The organism is Pedobacter sp. AC379 (genome assembly GCF_979258145.1).
Genome location: NZ_OZ409839.1, coordinates 3,555,235 through 3,571,769 on the forward strand (window position 1 = coordinate 3,555,235; position 16,535 = coordinate 3,571,769).

Sequence of the window (16,535 nt, forward strand, 5' to 3'; positions counted from 1 at the left end):
TTTAAAGTTAGTGCTAAAGCCAGAACCAAACTGGTGCACTATGCCTCGGAATGTGGTGTACTTTGTTCGGAATAATCACGGTGTTTACGCAAATAGGTGGTAAGCTTAATCCATTCTGGTCGTTTGAAAGATTTCGCAGAATGGTCTTCTGTGAAAATTTTTAAAATGCTAATGTCATGCAGTTTGCAGTAGTTAGTTAGCATCTCCTGCTGAGCTCTTAATGAATAACCCCTTAATGCTTGTTCATCTGTACTTACACAGAGGTATAAAATTGCTGTTTTCATATTAATTTTCTTGCAATGATTACACAGCGAAATGCATTTACCAAATCTTGGCAAGGTTACATTATAGTAGATTGGGAAATACTCTAGTAGAGATAAATAATTAAAGAGATTAAGCAGTAGTTGTATACGCGAATATTAAGGACAAAGACCAAAATTTGAAAACTTACAAGAGGTGGAAGTGTTAGGTTTTAGGTAGCTTAGCCAATTTCGAATCCTGTTAAAGCCTTGTTTATCATTGCTTTTATCTTCAAATGACTTTAAATGGATAGCGATGTTTTTCCAAAATAAAAAATACGACTGCTAACGTAATACAGTATCCGAGATGTTGTTTTTAAAAATGTATTAACTTTATCAAAATCTAACATTATTAGTTTTTGCTTGCATTTAAATTCAAGTAAATGAGATTTGGAGATTAACACATTATTATATGAGCCTATATTTCTTAAGTCAGCGTGAACTCCAAAGAAAATTAAAAGCGTTCTCAAAGTTGAACCTCGCCATGACGCCCTATTCAAAAGTTCTGGATATAGTACGTAAGGATTTTTTGTTGCCGGTGACAATAGCGCAAATTCATTCCGGCCAATATGTGGAGCGAATCAGGATAAATTCTGAGCCTAAAGCTTTTACCAGGAAGGATGAGATATCTTATATCAATGATCCTGCGTTAATCAAAACTTTCGGAAGGGCGAATGCACCCGGAATGTCAATGTTTTACGGTTCGGTGATGAGTAGCAGGGTTAGTTTGCCGATGATTCCCGCACTTGCAGAAACCGTGACTGAACTTCAGGGAATAAATAAAGGAGTGTCCACTAAGAAAATGCTGATCACGCTTGGCAAATGGAAGGTAAAAAAGGATTTGATTTTAGCAGAGTTGGTATTCAATAGACAAGCGGCGACCATATCTGATGATACCAAGATGGCATATGAGACGCAACTTGAAAATCTGGCAAAAAATCACACTGAATTTCAATTGAAACAGTTGGTTACGCTGCTTGAATTTTATTCAGAACAGTTCGCGAAACGATCAGATAATCATCAGGATTATAAGATTAGTGCAGCATTTACGGATCAGATATGTAAAATCAAGGGTATTCAAGGTGTTATCTACCCAAGTGTGCAAACAGAATTTGAGGGGACAAACGTCGCACTTACTCCCGAAGCTGTCGATACTTGTTTGGAACTGGAGGAAGCGCTGATACTTTCAGTCGACATTCGCAATGGTAAGACCTTTATCAATCAGCATTTTCGGACAGGGTTATTAAGGCCAGGTCAGGAATCTTTTAGCTATGGAAAAGTAGAGGGTGCGGATCAAGAGGTCATCGAGCAATACTTTTTAGGCAACAACGAGGCCTTAAAAGCTTGGGCAGGGAGAAGGGAAGCGGCACAAACTGGTGAAACTTATACGGCGGATCAACTTAAGAATAGGGGACACCAGCATTGAAACATCCAATGAATTCGCACGACAAAAATAAATAGAAATGAACCTTGCATCTGCGGTAGTGATGTATATTTTACATAGAATACCCAAGACTCTCATTACTTTTTTATCGGTTTGAAGATAGGTAAACATTCATCATGGCTTTTAGAACTAACAATTACCCCTAAGCATTGGCTAAATTCCCCGTTTTCATGCTGTTATTGGTTAAATATGGCGTCCACGTTGGATGGAAAATCTTCTTTTATTTCATTGATCAGCGATTCCATACTTATATTTTTTCCTCCGCCCCCCAAGGCTAACTTGTCGATTGCATTATACCATTGGGACTTTCGTGAATTTGCGTTTACAAGTATGCTTGGATCACCGCCTGCGCGTTTCCAAATATCGTCCTGATCGGGTCCCTGTGGGTACAGTTCTCCCAAAGTATTAACAAGCTGTTTTTTAAATTCGGTAGTATATATGTTTTTATTAGCGGGCATATCTACCATCAACTCGTCAAGCATCGAGAAGGTGAATGCAGCTGCATGGGCTGCGGCGATTGGCTGTGAGCCGGTCGCATCAGCGTCTTCTTTTTTGTCCAACAGGTCTGATATGCCTCTTATTTCTATCGCATTCACGGTATAGGGCCTGGCTGCTACCAGAAAACCAATTCCCTCCATATCTACAGCTATTGCCTCACTGCAATATTTCGATATGATATTGAAGGTTTCCGATCGGGTTGATGAAATTACTTTCTCTCCAGCGGCGATGGGTTGGACAAATGCATTTGGAACTCTATTTGCACTTGTATCCAGTTTTTTTGCCCAGGAGCCTTCACGCTTCAGATGTTTTGCGATCTGTTCCAATCTATAGGATGCTGGCATAGTATCAAATCTTGGCATAAACTCGTCTTTAGCTTTGCCTACCTCAAAGCCAATTACTTTGGTTGAGGCGACTACATCACCTATTTCCACATCTTTTATCCCTCCCGCCACACCAACAAAAAAGGTGAAATCTGGTTTGAAATGTGCTATGGCCCTTCCAGTTTCCTCCGCGGCCCGGTTGTTTCCTGCTCCTGCCTCAACAATCATGACATCGAATGGGTGACCTTCGTTGAGATACTGTCCTTTTTTATATTTGGAGCCCGTTAACGGATGGGTATCGACGTCCGTCTCTTTCAGGTATTTTTCTACCGCTTGAAATTCAAGGCTTAATGCTGTTATGATTAATATTTTCATGATCAGTTTTTAAAATAATTCTGTAGTTCTTTAACAATTGAATTTCCAGGAAATTCGTCATTGATTTCCTTAATCAGTTTTTTGACGTTAATATTCTTGCCGCCACCGCCATATCTTAATAAGTGTATTGCACGTCGCCAATTTTCTTCTCTACTGTTCTGATTGACCAGTTTGCTTGTATCACCGCCCGCACGCTCCCATATTTCCTCATCTTCAGGCCCTTTCTTATATAAGTTTTTCACAGTCTCAAACAATGCAGTGTATGCAGTATCATCGGTTATGTTATCTCCAAAAAGATGCCCGTGCAAAAGCTTGTCAAAAATATTCAGGTGTAAAATTCCCTGAACTTTATTCAATGCGATTTTGAATGAAGAATTTCCCTTGCTTTTTTGGAAAATAGCTTCTGCGGCTTTGGCATAATTTCTAGATGATACCATATTTCCTAATCTTGCAGATGTTATTTCTGCAATGCTGCCTACGTAGTAATTAATATAGTCTGCAAGGAATTGGTCTTTAAGATTTGGAATGATCTCAAAATAGTTAATTCCTGCATTCAAGTCTGCCCTATATTTAGAAAGGTACGTGGTTACGAATCCATCTGAAGACATTACTGATAGAAGTTCTGGCTCAATCCGTTCTGCGAAAGATGATTTAGTTGCAATCTTTTCTGCCATACCGAGTGCGGTAGCTTGAAGAAAAAATGGTCTGTAAGGCAATGGCACGGCTTTCCAAAATTCTGTCCGGTTAGCATAATCGGTAATATCTGAATAAGCGGATTGACTGAAAAGGGTCATTAGTTGGTCAGGCAAAAATGTCTTCTGTAGAATAAGATCGTAAAGTTGTTCTGCTTTAGCTGCGATATCTGTTACTCCGAATTCAAGTTTTTTACTTTGTTGTAATGTAGCATTCCAAATCTCAATCCAGCGGCCATCAGAAACATCCAAACTCTTCATCAATAGGGGTTGCTTGATTATTCTTGGCGTAATCAGCTCAAGTAATCTGGCGTCTGGATTCGCTAAGCTCAGTCCCAATAGTTTTTCGTCAGAAATCTTTGGAGCGATTAGCAACGTCCCAAAAGATTGTTTTAGGGTCAGATCCTTTTCCACCTCAAGCTGTTCTTTCAGGGCAGCCTGAGGTTGAAGGTGAGATAAGCTAACGGTGGCGTATAGTGTATTCCATTTTTTTTCTTTTACAAAGGGTTTGAGATTCAATATTACCGATGTGTCTAATTGCTGGGGAATAGATGCAGTCAGTTTGTGCTCTAGTTTTGGGTCGCTTTTAAACAGTGCAAACAAAGCAGCTAACTTTGTTGTAGCCGATTTGAGCAGTTCCCAGATGGATTCAATTGATCTTGGGTCCGCGATTGAATGATCCAATCCCTTTTTGATACTTTTTGTCCACCAATTCGAACCTTCAGATTCTGCTGTTAACTCTAGTAGCCCATTTATAGCTACAGTGTCAAAAGGTATGATCCTTAAAAATTGGTTGCTAACAAATGAGCTGGTGCAGGATGACAGTGAAGCTTCAGCGTTTGGAAAGCCTTCTAGGTCTAGATTTCTTAGCGCCTTGATTTTATAATCTTTTCCCTGGTCTATCAAGTTGCAGAGTTTCTCCAGCACGGTCTTTTTTATATCAATACCACTTTGTGCCTGGGGTGATATTTTTGCAATCAATCTCAATAATTGCCTAAGTTCATCAGGTGCCAGCGTTTCTAACTGCCTGTGCAAACGATATGCCTTTTCAGCAACAGTCAGCTGATTGAAATCTGTGAGCTTACAGTTTAGATTATTTAAAAAATGCTCAAAGTCGTTAAGTTGACCGTCACCAAGTATAAGCTTTTTAACGCTATCAGTAACCACTATTTCCTCAGATGAGTCGTCGTTGATAGACCCAGAAAAAGCAATTTTGGCACTAAGTCGTTTTTGAAAATATAAGATGGGATCCTTCTTATTTTCGATGTCGCCAAGGCTAAAACCGACGTTGAAAGTCATCGATTTTCTTAATTGAGCTGGTAATCCATTCCAAATGACGAACAAGGTGTCAGTAAAGTTGTCCAATTCCCCAAAGAACGCCACCTTTTTACCCTTAATCATCTGTCCAACAGTATTTTGTACATAAGTTGGATATGATTCCCTGATTGGCAAATGTGTTTGGCCCCTACTTGTATATAAGATTGGATTTAGGGTCAACGATTTGTTGGGTATTGCATCTTTGAAATATGAAAATAGTAGTTTCAGGTCAGTGATTTTTTCAACATCAGCTAATTTTATGATCAATGCATGCGTAAAAACCATTCCTGCTCTGGAGGCAGCAACATCTGGAATTGTCTTTGTGAAAATGAACCAATCACTGAATACTGTTGAGGCAAAATATGTGTTAAGCATAATACCCATCGGAATGGGGTAGGGTTTATCTGAAAATGCGGTCAAATAGGCGTTCAGCTTATCATCTTTCAGGGTTGCAAAAAGACAACCATGAGATCTGCTGAACTCGCCAAAATAAGCTTGCTGGATTTGGATATCCTTACTATTTTCCAATGGCTTGTGCGATTGTGATGGTCAAGTCGGTTTCTTCTTTGCCATCAGGTGTGATCAAAAATCCAAAGGCCTCAGGACCTTTTTTAATATATTCCTTGTCTCCGATCTCAGCAGAAAGTGTTCTGCCTGTGGATGAAAGTCCGATCACATTTAACGACGAAACCGCCCAGGTGTTGACAAGGTAACTATGGAGCATCGGCATCCTCAGTATAAGAACCTCTTCAGGTAGTAGTTTTTTCTCGGTATCTTGCAATAGGTCCCAACATGACAGCACTATGGTGAGTCTTGGGCTTTGGACGTGCATATGTGTCGATACCACTTTGACTTGCATCAAAATCTGGAGCAGGTCGACAAAAAAAGCCTGCTCTGAGAGCGCAAAGGCAACTTCTCCCTTGGTTCTAGATTTTAAGATGGCCTCATCAGGTAGACGATTGGTTATATCTTCCACAGGCAATATCTCATCCAATCTGACAAACAGCATCCAGGAATCACAATTGTCAATATCATGCTGCCAGGTTGATGTGATTTTACGATCATTCACAATTTTCAGTACCTGTTCACCTCCGTAATCGGGGAAAGAAAAGACTATTTTGTTTTTCTGTTTGTCTTCAAGTGCAAGCTCCAATCTTGTATTGGAACCAACGCTTGTATGACCCGCAGACTTGCCATCGTTCAAACATTCCAGCACCTCTCGAAATATGGTAAGGTCGTTTGGTGGGGTAGTGATACTATAATGGCCCGATCTATCCATTAGACGACCATAAAGCTGTCCGCCATAATGGGTCTTTCCGGCATTTGGTCCTCCAATTACAAGTATTTGAGTGTTTTTGTTTTGATCCATTTTAATTTCTTTTAGATAGAAACAGGTCATCATCATCATACACCTTAACCGTTATAGGAATGTTGATTCTGTTTTCTAATACGTCCAGTATCCACGAAATGCTTTGGCAAATGTCAAGATGGTACATTTTTGAATTGCCTTCTTTAACGCTAACCATAAATTCTCCATAGTTGGCATTTCCAAAACGCTGCATATAATTTGAGATCTGATTTTTCATGTCTGCATCCATCTGGATGTCAGATTTTGACCAGACCAAACCCAATGGTCGACTTCCCAAGTTATCGGACAGCCGATCGGCAACCAACTTGATTTGCCGTCTAGAGGCACCCTGTTCTTCTCCCGAAAGTTGATCGCAGTCTGCAAAAAGTAAAAACGCATCTGCGTTTTGGTGTATCCAATTTGCCCCTATAGCATTGCTGTCGTCTTTATTGTAAGACCACTTATCAAACCATTCTCCGGGTGCATCAGTCAATATCAAATCTTTCTTTACACCTGCACTATTTCTCAGCGCGATATGCAGCAGGCCTGGGACACGCCCTGCGTTGCTGCTGGTATGAGGCGGGAACTGAATATCGTTATCCCTTTTCCAGCTTAGGTACCAGGCGATGTTTTCCCAGCCTATAAGTGTTTTTGAACCGCAAAATGAATAGTCCCCGATTTTAAAGCCATGGCGCAAAAGGGAATATAGCAGGGCCAAAAAAGTCGTCTTGCCTGCACTAGCCACCCCCGTTATCCCGATCAGGACAGGGGAGGAACTGGCCGTAAGGAATTTTAAATCTTCCAATCCCATAGCGCTGCCGGTCCAGGGTATGTGGAGCAATTCGTCATCTTCAGAAGGTTGACTTGCTATTTCAGGCTCCTCTTCAGCACTATTGTAATATTTACATTCCTTTACCCTCAAACATCCTTCTACATTGCAACCTGTTTCGTCAGGGAAACAACTATCCTGTGAACATTTTCCTGCCATAACTATTTTATTAAGTGTTCAACCATCCTGTCGTGTAATGTTGCTACAGCGAAATAGCTCAAGTCTACCTTTTGCTTTGAGTTTATTCCGGTGCAGAGCGTAAAATCGGTGACTTTTACTCGGTTGTTGATTAGCAGTCTTAAAAAATCAGTGACCGTTACCCTGCCTGTAAGCTCTGGTTTATCTGCGAAATATGTCTTTAGCAGATCTTTGGAAGGTGCCTGGGTTATTGTCGTTAGTATTTTGCTAAATTCCGCTTCTCCTTCACTCTGGCCAGCAACTAAATGAAGTGTATCTTTCAGCAAATAATCAACGCTTATTGGCGCATAACTTGGCAGCAACATAAAAAGGTCATAGGCTATCATTAACGGCTGAGATATTGTATCTATATCTCTGTAGCCCTTTTTAAGCGAAGCGGAATACAATGTTTCTTTCCACCATAATAACTTGCTTCGTTGTTCAACCGCATTGATCGAATTGAATGAGGACTTAAGTGTTACATCCAAAGATTTTTTGAAATCGGTAAAAAACTTGTTGATTGGCGTTTCCAGTGTTTCTGGTGAAAGGGTAGTGCCAAAGGCTTTGAAAGCTTCAGTTAGTGTGTTAAAGATCGTTTCTGCCGAAGTACGCCCAAAATGGGGTGACCAGTGTTGACTACCATGTTGAGGTCCATGGCCTGTGTTAGGATCGGTTTGTGCAGCCGCAAGCATTCCAGCGTCAAGTGCTTCCCTATTTATCTTGACCTCGCCAAACTTCAATCCAGCAATTTTCAAGGTTGGTAACTTAATGTTTGGTTCTTCCTTTGCCAGCGCCCAAGTTTCAATTGCGTGCTTCTCGGCTGAATCGGTCAGTTCTGTCAATAACTTTTGGACCATTGTGGCTTCCCTGTTCAGTTTTGCAAAAGGATAGAAGTTCGATGCGGTAAGGCTGATGATAGTTGCGTGTTTCGTATTACTGGTTCCTAAGTTGTAAAGTGCATTTAAAATAACGCCCCTGAGTAACGGAACAGGTCGGTCCGCATATTTAGTTCTGAGCGCTCGCCAATGGGTGGTGACCACCGTCTCTGTATCAATAAGCACCTGATCGTCTTCATTGATGGATGGATCGAGGGCTACCAGGGTGTAAACTGGAATTAGCTTGATGTTAGCTGTTAAGTTCTTTTCGATATCCGATATGGATGACTCTAAATTAGCCAAACGCGAATCGCTATCACCTACATCAAATAGGCCTGTTTCAAGAAATTGTTGTAAAAAATTTTTTTCCATATTGTTTTTTATTAATGTCCCTGTTCCTTTAAGGTTAATAACTCTTCTACTAATTTGTGTACCATCGTGCCTGGATTATGGTTGGCATAATCTTCCCTACCCGGATAATTATTTGCAAGCCTATTGGTATTTCTGATCACATTTTCAATACTTCCCCGTTCCTTCAAAAGAATGTACATTTCTGTACTGTTCTTTTGATACCGATAACCCTCTCTAACCACCGGTTTCAGATTTTCTTCTATCAGTCGTTGATATTCCCTTCTGTTCATTCCATTGTTATAATATTATCTTCCCCCTAATACCTGTTGAACAAAATTTTGGTGACTTTCAAAGCTTTTTTGTCGTTTCAATAAGACTGCATTTAATTCTTGTTGCAAATCTGTAACCGGGCTCCAATTATTATATATCTTCTTTTTAATATTATACTTTTCAGACAGTTCCGTCGACAATTTGTAAGCTGTTAAACCAAATTGACTGTAATAAAATTTCCTTTCGTCAAACCATTCATCATAATCAGGCGGAACCGCAATCTCTGTAGAAAAACTAATCATTCTGTCTGCTGCTTCAACTTCGGATGGAAATGACAACAGTTGGTACATTGAATCATGATCAATACTCCTCCAATCCACATCTCCCGGAAAAATAGGAGCTCCGGGAGATTTAACTTGTGGTCGCAAACACCCTTCGCTATCGCGTTGGCCTTCAGAGAGTCCGTCATCTTTAACAACATCTACACAATCCTCGAGATATTTATCAAGTACGCAAACCACCCGTATTGCCAAATACTTTGCATTCTTAATTTCATGTCGCCTACTTGCCCAATAAGTTTGTAGCCAAGATATACTAGAGCCAATCAACACACCGATTAAGCCAAAAATCGCTTCAGTCATTTTAATTTTCTTTTAACGAATATAACATTGTTAAACGACTTGGATGAATCAATCAAAATCTCTTATCGTATTGTATATGGAATCAATTTCTGCCAAAGAATATTCGAAATTCATGTATTCGTAATCAGTACGGTTGCAGTGGACGAAAATAAACGGTGCATCATCTGGACAAGAATAGCTAAAATCTGCCATCACGACCTCTATACAATAGGGTTCACGTCGCGCAACTTCGATGGCTTTTTGCAGATAAGCAGTCAGATGCTTAAACCTAGGCTGTACACTCTTTTCATCAACTGCTCCGTCCATCACTGGCGATATTTTATATAGGTATGCAGGAGCGCTTTCATACTTATCAGGAATCGGAAAAGCATCGAACTTGTAGGCTCCCTTAGCCATTTCCATTTGAAAATATTTAATCTTCCTACCTTTTAGCTCAAACATCAACCGATCCTTATGATCCTGAGACATTCTCAAACCGAAATATATCTCATCAATTGCCCTGAAATCATGTTGTTTCGTTCCAGGTTCATCAGCGACAATGCGTACTTCCTGTTCATTCGCCCATTTTGTTGATTTGGTTCCGATAAGTTGCAGTATTGCGACCTCCTTTTCTTTAGAAATCACCTGCTCCATTAGACTCATTTCAGGCGGTGAATCCTCGTAGCGTACTTCCATAACATTATAGAAGTAAGGTTTTAGATTTTTTTGCAAATGGCGCATATTATATCCGACACAAAAACCATGATGAGCAGCCCCATAATGTGACCACATTAATTCATCATCGTGGTTTTTGCTTAAAGAAAAAATTCCTGTCGTCAACACTTTATCTAGAAGTTGTTTGGTGGCATTTCTGATTGTTGATACATCAATATTTTTGTCCACTAGCGAATTGACAACTTGTTCAAATCCATCTAAATCCCTAAAATAATTGTCAGTATTAATCAGAGCTTCACAAGGGTCATTCAGCGTTGGAATTGCTGCAGCCCAATAGTAACTTTCGATAAGAGACCTGAGATCACGCTCAAATACAACCTCGCTACCACCACGATATTTATACAAATGCAACGGAATGCCATCAATCATAGTATTATTTATATTGAATCATTTCTTCTTTAAGCATGTACGCTTTTGGCGACCCTCGCTCGATTAGAAAATCAAGAATGAATAGAAAATCTTGAGTTAAAGATTTATCACTTTTTATCTCCTTACCATATTGAAAAAATGCACGGTGAACAAATTTTTCCAAACGTGTCGATTGAGTCTTGTAAGCTAAATTAGACTTTAACATAGATGCAACCCATTTTATACTTTCCGGCATAAAGGTTTTTAAACCAATCCCTGAAATTAAGTCAATGGCAACGTTGATATGATTAAATCCATAATTTAATATAAACTCTTTATAAAAGTGTTTCTTCCCTTCAAGTACCTGCCAGTCTTCGGCTGTTTCGTTCCAGCCAAGTTCTAGTAATAATAAGGGTATAAGATATGCCCTTTTCGTCTCAATAATCCAATCTTTAAGGATTGTCCACAATGACCAAAACCTCTTCACTTTTTTTGAATCTGATTGCCAATTGTTTATAGCTGATATTATTTGTTTGATTATCGCATAAATGAAGCTCAGGATTTTACTATTGTTTACGAGTTCAATAATTACCGAAGTACGATCAAGTAACTGCTTCAGTAATTTTTCGGCAACCTCTCTTTCACAACTAAGTAAATACCTTGCATAGAAAAATTTGAAGAGATCACGACTTTCCTGAAAATCATCTCTGTCATACTCTTTTAAGCCACCTAAATTTTTGAAATGTTCTTCAAGGATTTGCCCAATAAAATTTATGTGAAGTATGTGTTTTGCATCGATTGGAAGCATCCTTATGGCATCGTCCAATAACCAATGAGTAAGATATTCCAGACGAGGGTTTGATGTTTCGACCTGAATAATATTTTCTGATGTCAATTCTTTAATCAGCGTATCTTCCCATTCATGTTCGTTAAGAAGAGGCGATTCCTGTTTATCTTCCCAATCATCATCATTAAAATCGATGCTGTTGTAATCGGGATTTCTCAAACGCTTGTTTTCTATTTGTTTAAACAAAGCCAACCAACAGTTCAAGGCAAAATCTGGGTTTGAATTCCACAGGTTTTCAGATATGCTCAGAAGTAAATATTTTCTTGGTTCATCATCGGCTTTAGAAAGCAGCAATTTTATAATCAAGGATTTAACATTCTTTTCCGAAAATGTGTCGCATGATAACTTAAGTATTAAAGGCAAACCATATAGGACAGCGTTTTTATCAAAATGCGAACTGCCTCCAATCGAAAAAATATCACGGGGATCGGAATTTAGCATTTCATCAGCCTGACCAATAATCTGATCCCGGCACCAATCCTTTTCGTCTTGCGATAACTGATCAAAATAATCCCGAAGTCCAATGCATGCCATTATTCCGGGAGCATGCATAAACCCTAAGCCGCCTGCTGGCTTCTGAAGTTGCTCGAATCCCTTTTTCCAGGTATCATATGACTGATCCTTTTCCGGTTTTCCTTCAAAAATATTTGATGCCCATACAAGGCCGACACTCGGCAATTCTTCACTTTGATATGAATTCACTGCTTCTGCAACATCATTGTCATAATGTGGTGCTATCTGAACATAATTTTCATACCCAGGTACATCTATTGCTTTCCAATCCCACTTACGTGCATCCATATCGAATAGTGCCTTACGCCAATAGGTATCTTTTGCCTTTGCCTGTTCCCACATGGCATCTATTTGTTCAAATAGCTTTTGGTTAAGCGTCTGGTAAGAGAACATATAGTTACTTACAAAACCAATCAGCCCTCGGAAATAGGCTAAGCGATGTTTAAGTTTATCGGACTGAATCCTCTCCTTTGCTAAAAATTTGTTTGTACCGTAATATCCGAGAGGCAACATATCGTTGCTAAATCTTGTCCCATCCCATTCAAATAACGGCCTGTTGCCTAAAATAACGACAGTTGTATCATCTAACAACTTAGGATAAGCTTGTATAACGCTTACGATCACAGCTAAAACAGAAACGTTATTTGAATTATAAAGTAAATCTTTTATCAAGTTGCTAACCTGCGAATGATTTTCTTCTCCCTTTTCGGTCAAATCCAATAATCCTTTTTCAAGTGCCATTAACAAAGACTGAATTACTGCATGAAATGCACTTTGGCCACGGAACAGGTTCCAATAATCTTGACTTCCAAAGTATTTCACATCGCCAGCAACTTCGAAATGCAAAATGATATCCTGCCACTGATCGTCGCCACGGGGACGTCCTTTTTGATTTTTTTCAAAAGACAAATTTAAAAAGGAAGTCAAAAATGAGACGGCCTTTTCTGGATGATAAAGAAACAACCAGTAGAAAAAAGTTTGATAAGCGCTGGCGGCCTCATAATAATGATCCAAGCTGTCATCAAGTCCCCAATAATCCGGGCCGTGTTGAACAGTCATCGATTTAAATAAACTACCTTCAGACTTAGGTTTTTCCAGCCATTTATCCTTTGCCAGGGCAATCACGACATCTGGAAAATATTTGCATATTTGATCTGCAACAACACCATCAACAAGATAATTACGTACAGATAGAAGTAGATTTTTGTCGATCCAAAGATCGTCAGTTTGGGTTTGGAACGCAATCGCTGCTTCCAACATTTTTTTTACTTCCTCCTTTACAACCGAAGTCAGCGTGAATATAAGTTTTAGTGCTTCGTTCCAGGTGTCAAGAGTGTTGATTCCTCTTCGATAGGTTTTAAATTGCGATTGATACTTAGCAACATGGTCAATTAGAAGTAAAGCTGCACTGCGAGCAGCAGCAGGCAAAACTTCAGCATTAAATTCAGGCAATTGTTTACTCCAGTCGAATACAACAGATATGACCCTATATTCCAGCTCCGGTATTTTTTCTATTACAGCTTTATTTTTCGCAAGAAAATCTATGAGGGCATCCCAACCAGAACCTGTTGAAACTAGTTCTTCAAAATCCAATGCTCCATTTTTCAATGCCTTGCAGCATGTTTGTAACAAATGAATAAATCTTGATAACAATGCCGCATTATTCTCTAATAGGCGATCCTTTAGTGACAAGAAGAGTGGATATGCGTTCTCCGAATTGAGTATAAATACAACAAGTTCATCCTTCCAGGACTGATCAACCGTCGAGCTTAGCAATATTTCGCTGCTAAAATCGTCAGCTGCTGTCGGGTATTGCCTATAATAATCATCAAGCCACAATCTGAATGCTCGTCGTATCGCAGGGCTTTTGTCTAGTCTTTCCAGTAATAATTGAGGTGTTTCCACTTCCTGACGTTGTTGCGTTATATATCGAATGAGCGCCCAGTCCTCGAGGATATCGTGGGCTGGTGAAAACCTGTTTCTTAATTCACTTTGTTCAACCTGAAGTATATTATTACTGACCAATACGTCTGTTGTCGAATCCGGTTCATATTGAGTAAAGAGCTCCATCGCTCTTGCACGTTGTAAGGCAATTTTAGAAAATGTGATACCGCGGTTTCTATCTCCTGATTCAACAATTTCCTCCCACATTAATCTCTTAAATTCAGCTTCATCAAGATTGTCAACTTTTAAGAGTTGTGGATATATACGTACTGCTTTATCGAGATAGTATGGCGTGTGAAGTAGATGACTCAATTTTGAATTATCAAGCAAAGGCGCTATATCAGGGATTTGTTCTTTGATTGATAGAATTTCAGCGTCGCTAAATTCTTGAACCCCATAGAAAACATCTAATGATGGCAATTCATACTGAAAGAATATCTTGAATTTTTGCAAGAAAAAACCTCTTATCGTGACCACCAGATATAATCGTTGATTAGCTTTTATTAAAGCGAGCAGCTCTGTAAAGGCTCCTCCGAATCCGGCTTCGACCAATTTTTCAAAACTTTCCACCCAAAAAACAATCTTTTTTCTAGAAAGAGGACTGTTAATTATCTGATGAACGTCGACGGTATAATTTGCGTTCTTTAAAGCACCATTTAAGGTAGGATGAAATAATTGCTCAGCTGTGAAAGTAATCACAGTATTATCAGAATTCGCTTCTATATCTTCAACTAGGGCTTTTGCCAGGGCCGATTTTCCTACACCCGCCTTACCGTGAAAAACAATCATTCGTTCACGTTCCAACATCGTTTTTGCATCGCCGATTTGCCTGGGAATATGAACATCTCCAACTTTATCTCTAGTTCTGACTTTAATTGCATTTTTGTTAATGTCAATCAAACTAAAAGTATTAATGACATCGTCATTTTCCTCTGGTCGAACAGGAAAAAAACCGACATGACCCTGGGGAACCAAGTAATTAAACGTAGTGATTTTAGTGGCAAAGAATCTACTTTTTTCTTCATAGGTATGTATACAGCCCAGTAAAAATGAAACTCCTTTTATGATAGTAAATAATCCACTTCCTGATAATCCCTGAACATTGGCTACAGCAGATTGGTAACGAGTGTCAAGCGAACCATCGAAACTAAGAGTAAGAATTTCTGGCTTGTCCTTGACATTTTCTGCAAAATTCAGTTCATAAGGGCGGTCTTCTTCTCCACTATTGAAATCCGCAAAACCTCTAATTAAACATTCACCTTTGATGCCGGGTTCATCAACAACTTGAAATGAATAAGATATCCCAGATAGTTCTTCGATACGTGCTTTTGGAATAATAATTAATGCAAGATCTAACTGATTACTTTCCGTACAAATAACCTTATCTGTTGCAGTTATACTGCATGAATGCCAAGTATTGGAAGTAGGATTAAATATTTTTTCGATGCTAATATCTGTGTTTACAAACTCCTGATCAAAATGTTTCCCCGCCAGACAATGCTTGGCAGTAAGGATATATATATAATCAAACGATTCACCAGGCGAATATAATAAAGCTGTCCCCGTTTCATTTTTACACTTTATTTTAACGGTTGCATATTGAAATATATGGTCACTGGTCATTTTACAGGGATTGGGAGGTAAGCTAATGTGATTTGTGATTGATCATCCTTCACAAACTCCTGAATAAAATTATATCTTTCTTCCGCATTTCCATCTACATTAAATAGCGACTTGATTTGTGTAGTGTTTGATGCAAAGAGTACTTTTAGTGGCTGACCGATTGAAAGGTGATGTGTTAAAATCCTAGACAAAGTTTCCTTGTCAGGATGCTTATTAGTAATTCCATTTGCAGAAAACACATAAACCCTGGTGCTAATTAGTTTTAATAGTTCGGCGCTGGTGTTTTTCTTGCTCCCATGATGGGCAACTTTGAGAAAGCTAAGTCTTAAAGGACATTGTTCACTGTAACTTAAGGATTTCAAAGAATCAGTTATGTCGGTGGGGTGGCTGTCTGCAAGGAATAAGCCTTTAATTCTCTTGTACTCTAAAAGAAATGTAATGGAACTACCATTTGTTGTATCATCATCTTCCTCAAAGCGATTATACCTGAAATCCTCAATTTTTTTATTATGATCACTTTCCGTACGTCCAATTTTTGCCGCCTGTTTTCTCTCTTTTTCTAACCAATCAAGATCAGCTGCTTCCATTTTTTCCTCGGTTGGAGATAATATGGTAAGCTTTAGGCCATGAAAGTTTTTTTGACCAGATTTATTGGTAATATTCTCTATGGTCAGGCTATTAAATTTTTCAAGGTAAGTTCTAAGATCAATTCCTTGCTTGAAGCCTATCTTATCATCTTCTCCAGGAAGTTTAAAAACAGAATGGTTAAACCAATAAGCTTTTACCAGTTTGTCTTTTTCCCTAATAGTGTCGTCTTTAATAAAACTGGTAACGGCACCAATATGATCAAGGTCAATATGTGTGATTACCCATAAATCTACCTTTTCCTCGGCAACAACAATTGATTTCAGTACAGGTTGGAAAATAGAATTGTAAGAGCCTATAAAACCACCGTCGATTAAAATATTGTGCCAAAGATCGTCGTCTCCGTAATAACGTATCCAAATGGCATCCCCGCCGCTAGCATCAAAAAAATGGATTGTAAGTTCATGAGTGTCTAAAATCATACAAGAAAAGATTGGTCGTAAGATTTAAATAACACTAATT

Annotated in this window: 13 protein-coding genes; 2 read left to right on the top strand and 11 right to left on the bottom strand. The window is 39.0% G+C overall.

Annotated elements, in window-relative coordinates; translation table 11 throughout:
- Positions 1-38 precede the first annotated feature (38 nt).
- Positions 39-284: a recombinase family protein gene (locus ACZZZW_RS15500; RefSeq protein WP_463494716.1), complete on the bottom strand. Its 246-nt coding sequence runs from the start codon at positions 282-284 to the stop codon at positions 39-41.
- Between the two features lie 427 nt (positions 285-711).
- Here ACZZZW_RS15500 and ACZZZW_RS15505 point away from each other — a divergent pair, with 427 nt between their 5' ends.
- The gene (locus tag ACZZZW_RS15505; RefSeq protein ID WP_463494718.1) at positions 712-1,725 is read left to right on the top strand and encodes an RES domain-containing protein; all 1,014 of its coding nucleotides are present in this window, start codon (positions 712-714) and stop codon (positions 1,723-1,725) included.
- Positions 1,726-1,752: 27 nt separating this feature from the next.
- Positions 1,753-1,803: an SEC-C metal-binding domain-containing protein gene (locus ACZZZW_RS15510; protein WP_463497762.1), complete on the top strand. Its 51-nt coding sequence runs from the start codon at positions 1,753-1,755 to the stop codon at positions 1,801-1,803.
- Between the two features lie 116 nt (positions 1,804-1,919).
- Here ACZZZW_RS15510 and ACZZZW_RS15515 read toward each other — a convergent pair whose 3' ends face one another.
- Genes ACZZZW_RS15515 through ACZZZW_RS15560 form a run of 10 tightly spaced genes read right to left on the bottom strand, consistent with a single transcriptional unit; the run spans position 1,920 to position 16,495 of the window.
- Positions 1,920-2,939 (bottom strand): phosphorylase family protein, encoded by a 1,020-nt coding sequence (locus ACZZZW_RS15515; RefSeq protein ID WP_463494720.1) that lies wholly within the window; start codon positions 2,937-2,939, stop codon positions 1,920-1,922.
- Positions 2,940-2,941: 2 nt separating this feature from the next.
- Positions 2,942-5,476 (bottom strand): GAP1-N1 domain-containing protein, encoded by a 2,535-nt coding sequence (locus ACZZZW_RS15520; RefSeq protein ID WP_463494722.1) that lies wholly within the window; start codon positions 5,474-5,476, stop codon positions 2,942-2,944.
- A complete protein-coding gene (locus ACZZZW_RS15525) occupies positions 5,466-6,317 on the bottom strand; it encodes a TRAFAC clade GTPase domain-containing protein (RefSeq protein WP_463494724.1) in 852 nt (283 codons plus the stop codon). The genes ACZZZW_RS15520 and ACZZZW_RS15525 overlap by 11 nt, the downstream gene beginning before the upstream one ends.
- A 1-nt stretch (position 6,318) precedes the next feature.
- Positions 6,319-7,284: a TRAFAC clade GTPase domain-containing protein gene (locus tag ACZZZW_RS15530; RefSeq protein ID WP_463494726.1), complete on the bottom strand. Its 966-nt coding sequence runs from the start codon at positions 7,282-7,284 to the stop codon at positions 6,319-6,321.
- Between the two features lie 2 nt (positions 7,285-7,286).
- A complete protein-coding gene (locus tag ACZZZW_RS15535) occupies positions 7,287-8,549 on the bottom strand; it encodes a GTPase-associated system all-helical protein GASH (RefSeq protein WP_463494728.1) in 1,263 nt (420 codons plus the stop codon).
- Between the two features lie 11 nt (positions 8,550-8,560).
- The gene (locus ACZZZW_RS15540; protein ID WP_463494730.1) at positions 8,561-8,818 is read right to left on the bottom strand and encodes an RloB domain-containing protein; all 258 of its coding nucleotides are present in this window, start codon (positions 8,816-8,818) and stop codon (positions 8,561-8,563) included.
- A gap of 15 nt (positions 8,819-8,833) precedes the next feature.
- On the bottom strand, positions 8,834-9,439 hold the full coding sequence (locus tag ACZZZW_RS15545; protein ID WP_463494732.1) for a hypothetical protein: 606 nt from the start codon (positions 9,437-9,439) through the stop codon (positions 8,834-8,836).
- A gap of 48 nt (positions 9,440-9,487) precedes the next feature.
- Positions 9,488-10,522, bottom strand: coding sequence for a DUF2971 domain-containing protein (locus ACZZZW_RS15550; protein WP_463494734.1), 1,035 nt, complete (start codon positions 10,520-10,522; stop codon positions 9,488-9,490).
- Between the two features lie 4 nt (positions 10,523-10,526).
- A complete protein-coding gene (locus ACZZZW_RS15555; RefSeq protein ID WP_463494736.1) occupies positions 10,527-15,428 on the bottom strand; it encodes an NACHT domain-containing protein in 4,902 nt (1,633 codons plus the stop codon).
- A complete protein-coding gene (locus ACZZZW_RS15560; protein WP_463494738.1) occupies positions 15,425-16,495 on the bottom strand; it encodes a ComEC/Rec2 family competence protein in 1,071 nt (356 codons plus the stop codon). The genes ACZZZW_RS15555 and ACZZZW_RS15560 overlap by 4 nt, the downstream gene beginning before the upstream one ends.
- Between the last annotated feature and the right edge of the window lie 40 nt (positions 16,496-16,535).

Coding starts and splice junctions, on each gene's coding strand:
- ACZZZW_RS15500 (WP_463494716.1), bottom strand. CDS start 284: ATGAAAACAGCAATTTTATACCTCTGTGTAAGTACAGATGAACAAGCA.
- ACZZZW_RS15505 (WP_463494718.1), top strand. CDS start 712: ATGAGCCTATATTTCTTAAGTCAGCGTGAACTCCAAAGAAAATTAAAA.
- ACZZZW_RS15515 (WP_463494720.1), bottom strand. CDS start 2,939: ATGAAAATATTAATCATAACAGCATTAAGCCTTGAATTTCAAGCGGTA.
- ACZZZW_RS15525 (WP_463494724.1), bottom strand. CDS start 6,317: ATGGATCAAAACAAAAACACTCAAATACTTGTAATTGGAGGACCAAAT.
- ACZZZW_RS15530 (WP_463494726.1), bottom strand. CDS start 7,284: ATGGCAGGAAAATGTTCACAGGATAGTTGTTTCCCTGACGAAACAGGT.
- ACZZZW_RS15535 (WP_463494728.1), bottom strand. CDS start 8,549: ATGGAAAAAAATTTTTTACAACAATTTCTTGAAACAGGCCTATTTGAT.
- ACZZZW_RS15540 (WP_463494730.1), bottom strand. CDS start 8,818: ATGAACAGAAGGGAATATCAACGACTGATAGAAGAAAATCTGAAACCG.
- ACZZZW_RS15545 (WP_463494732.1), bottom strand. CDS start 9,439: ATGACTGAAGCGATTTTTGGCTTAATCGGTGTGTTGATTGGCTCTAGT.
- ACZZZW_RS15550 (WP_463494734.1), bottom strand. CDS start 10,522: ATGATTGATGGCATTCCGTTGCATTTGTATAAATATCGTGGTGGTAGC.
- ACZZZW_RS15555 (WP_463494736.1), bottom strand. CDS start 15,428: ATGACCAGTGACCATATATTTCAATATGCAACCGTTAAAATAAAGTGT.
- ACZZZW_RS15560 (WP_463494738.1), bottom strand. CDS start 16,495: ATGATTTTAGACACTCATGAACTTACAATCCATTTTTTTGATGCTAGC.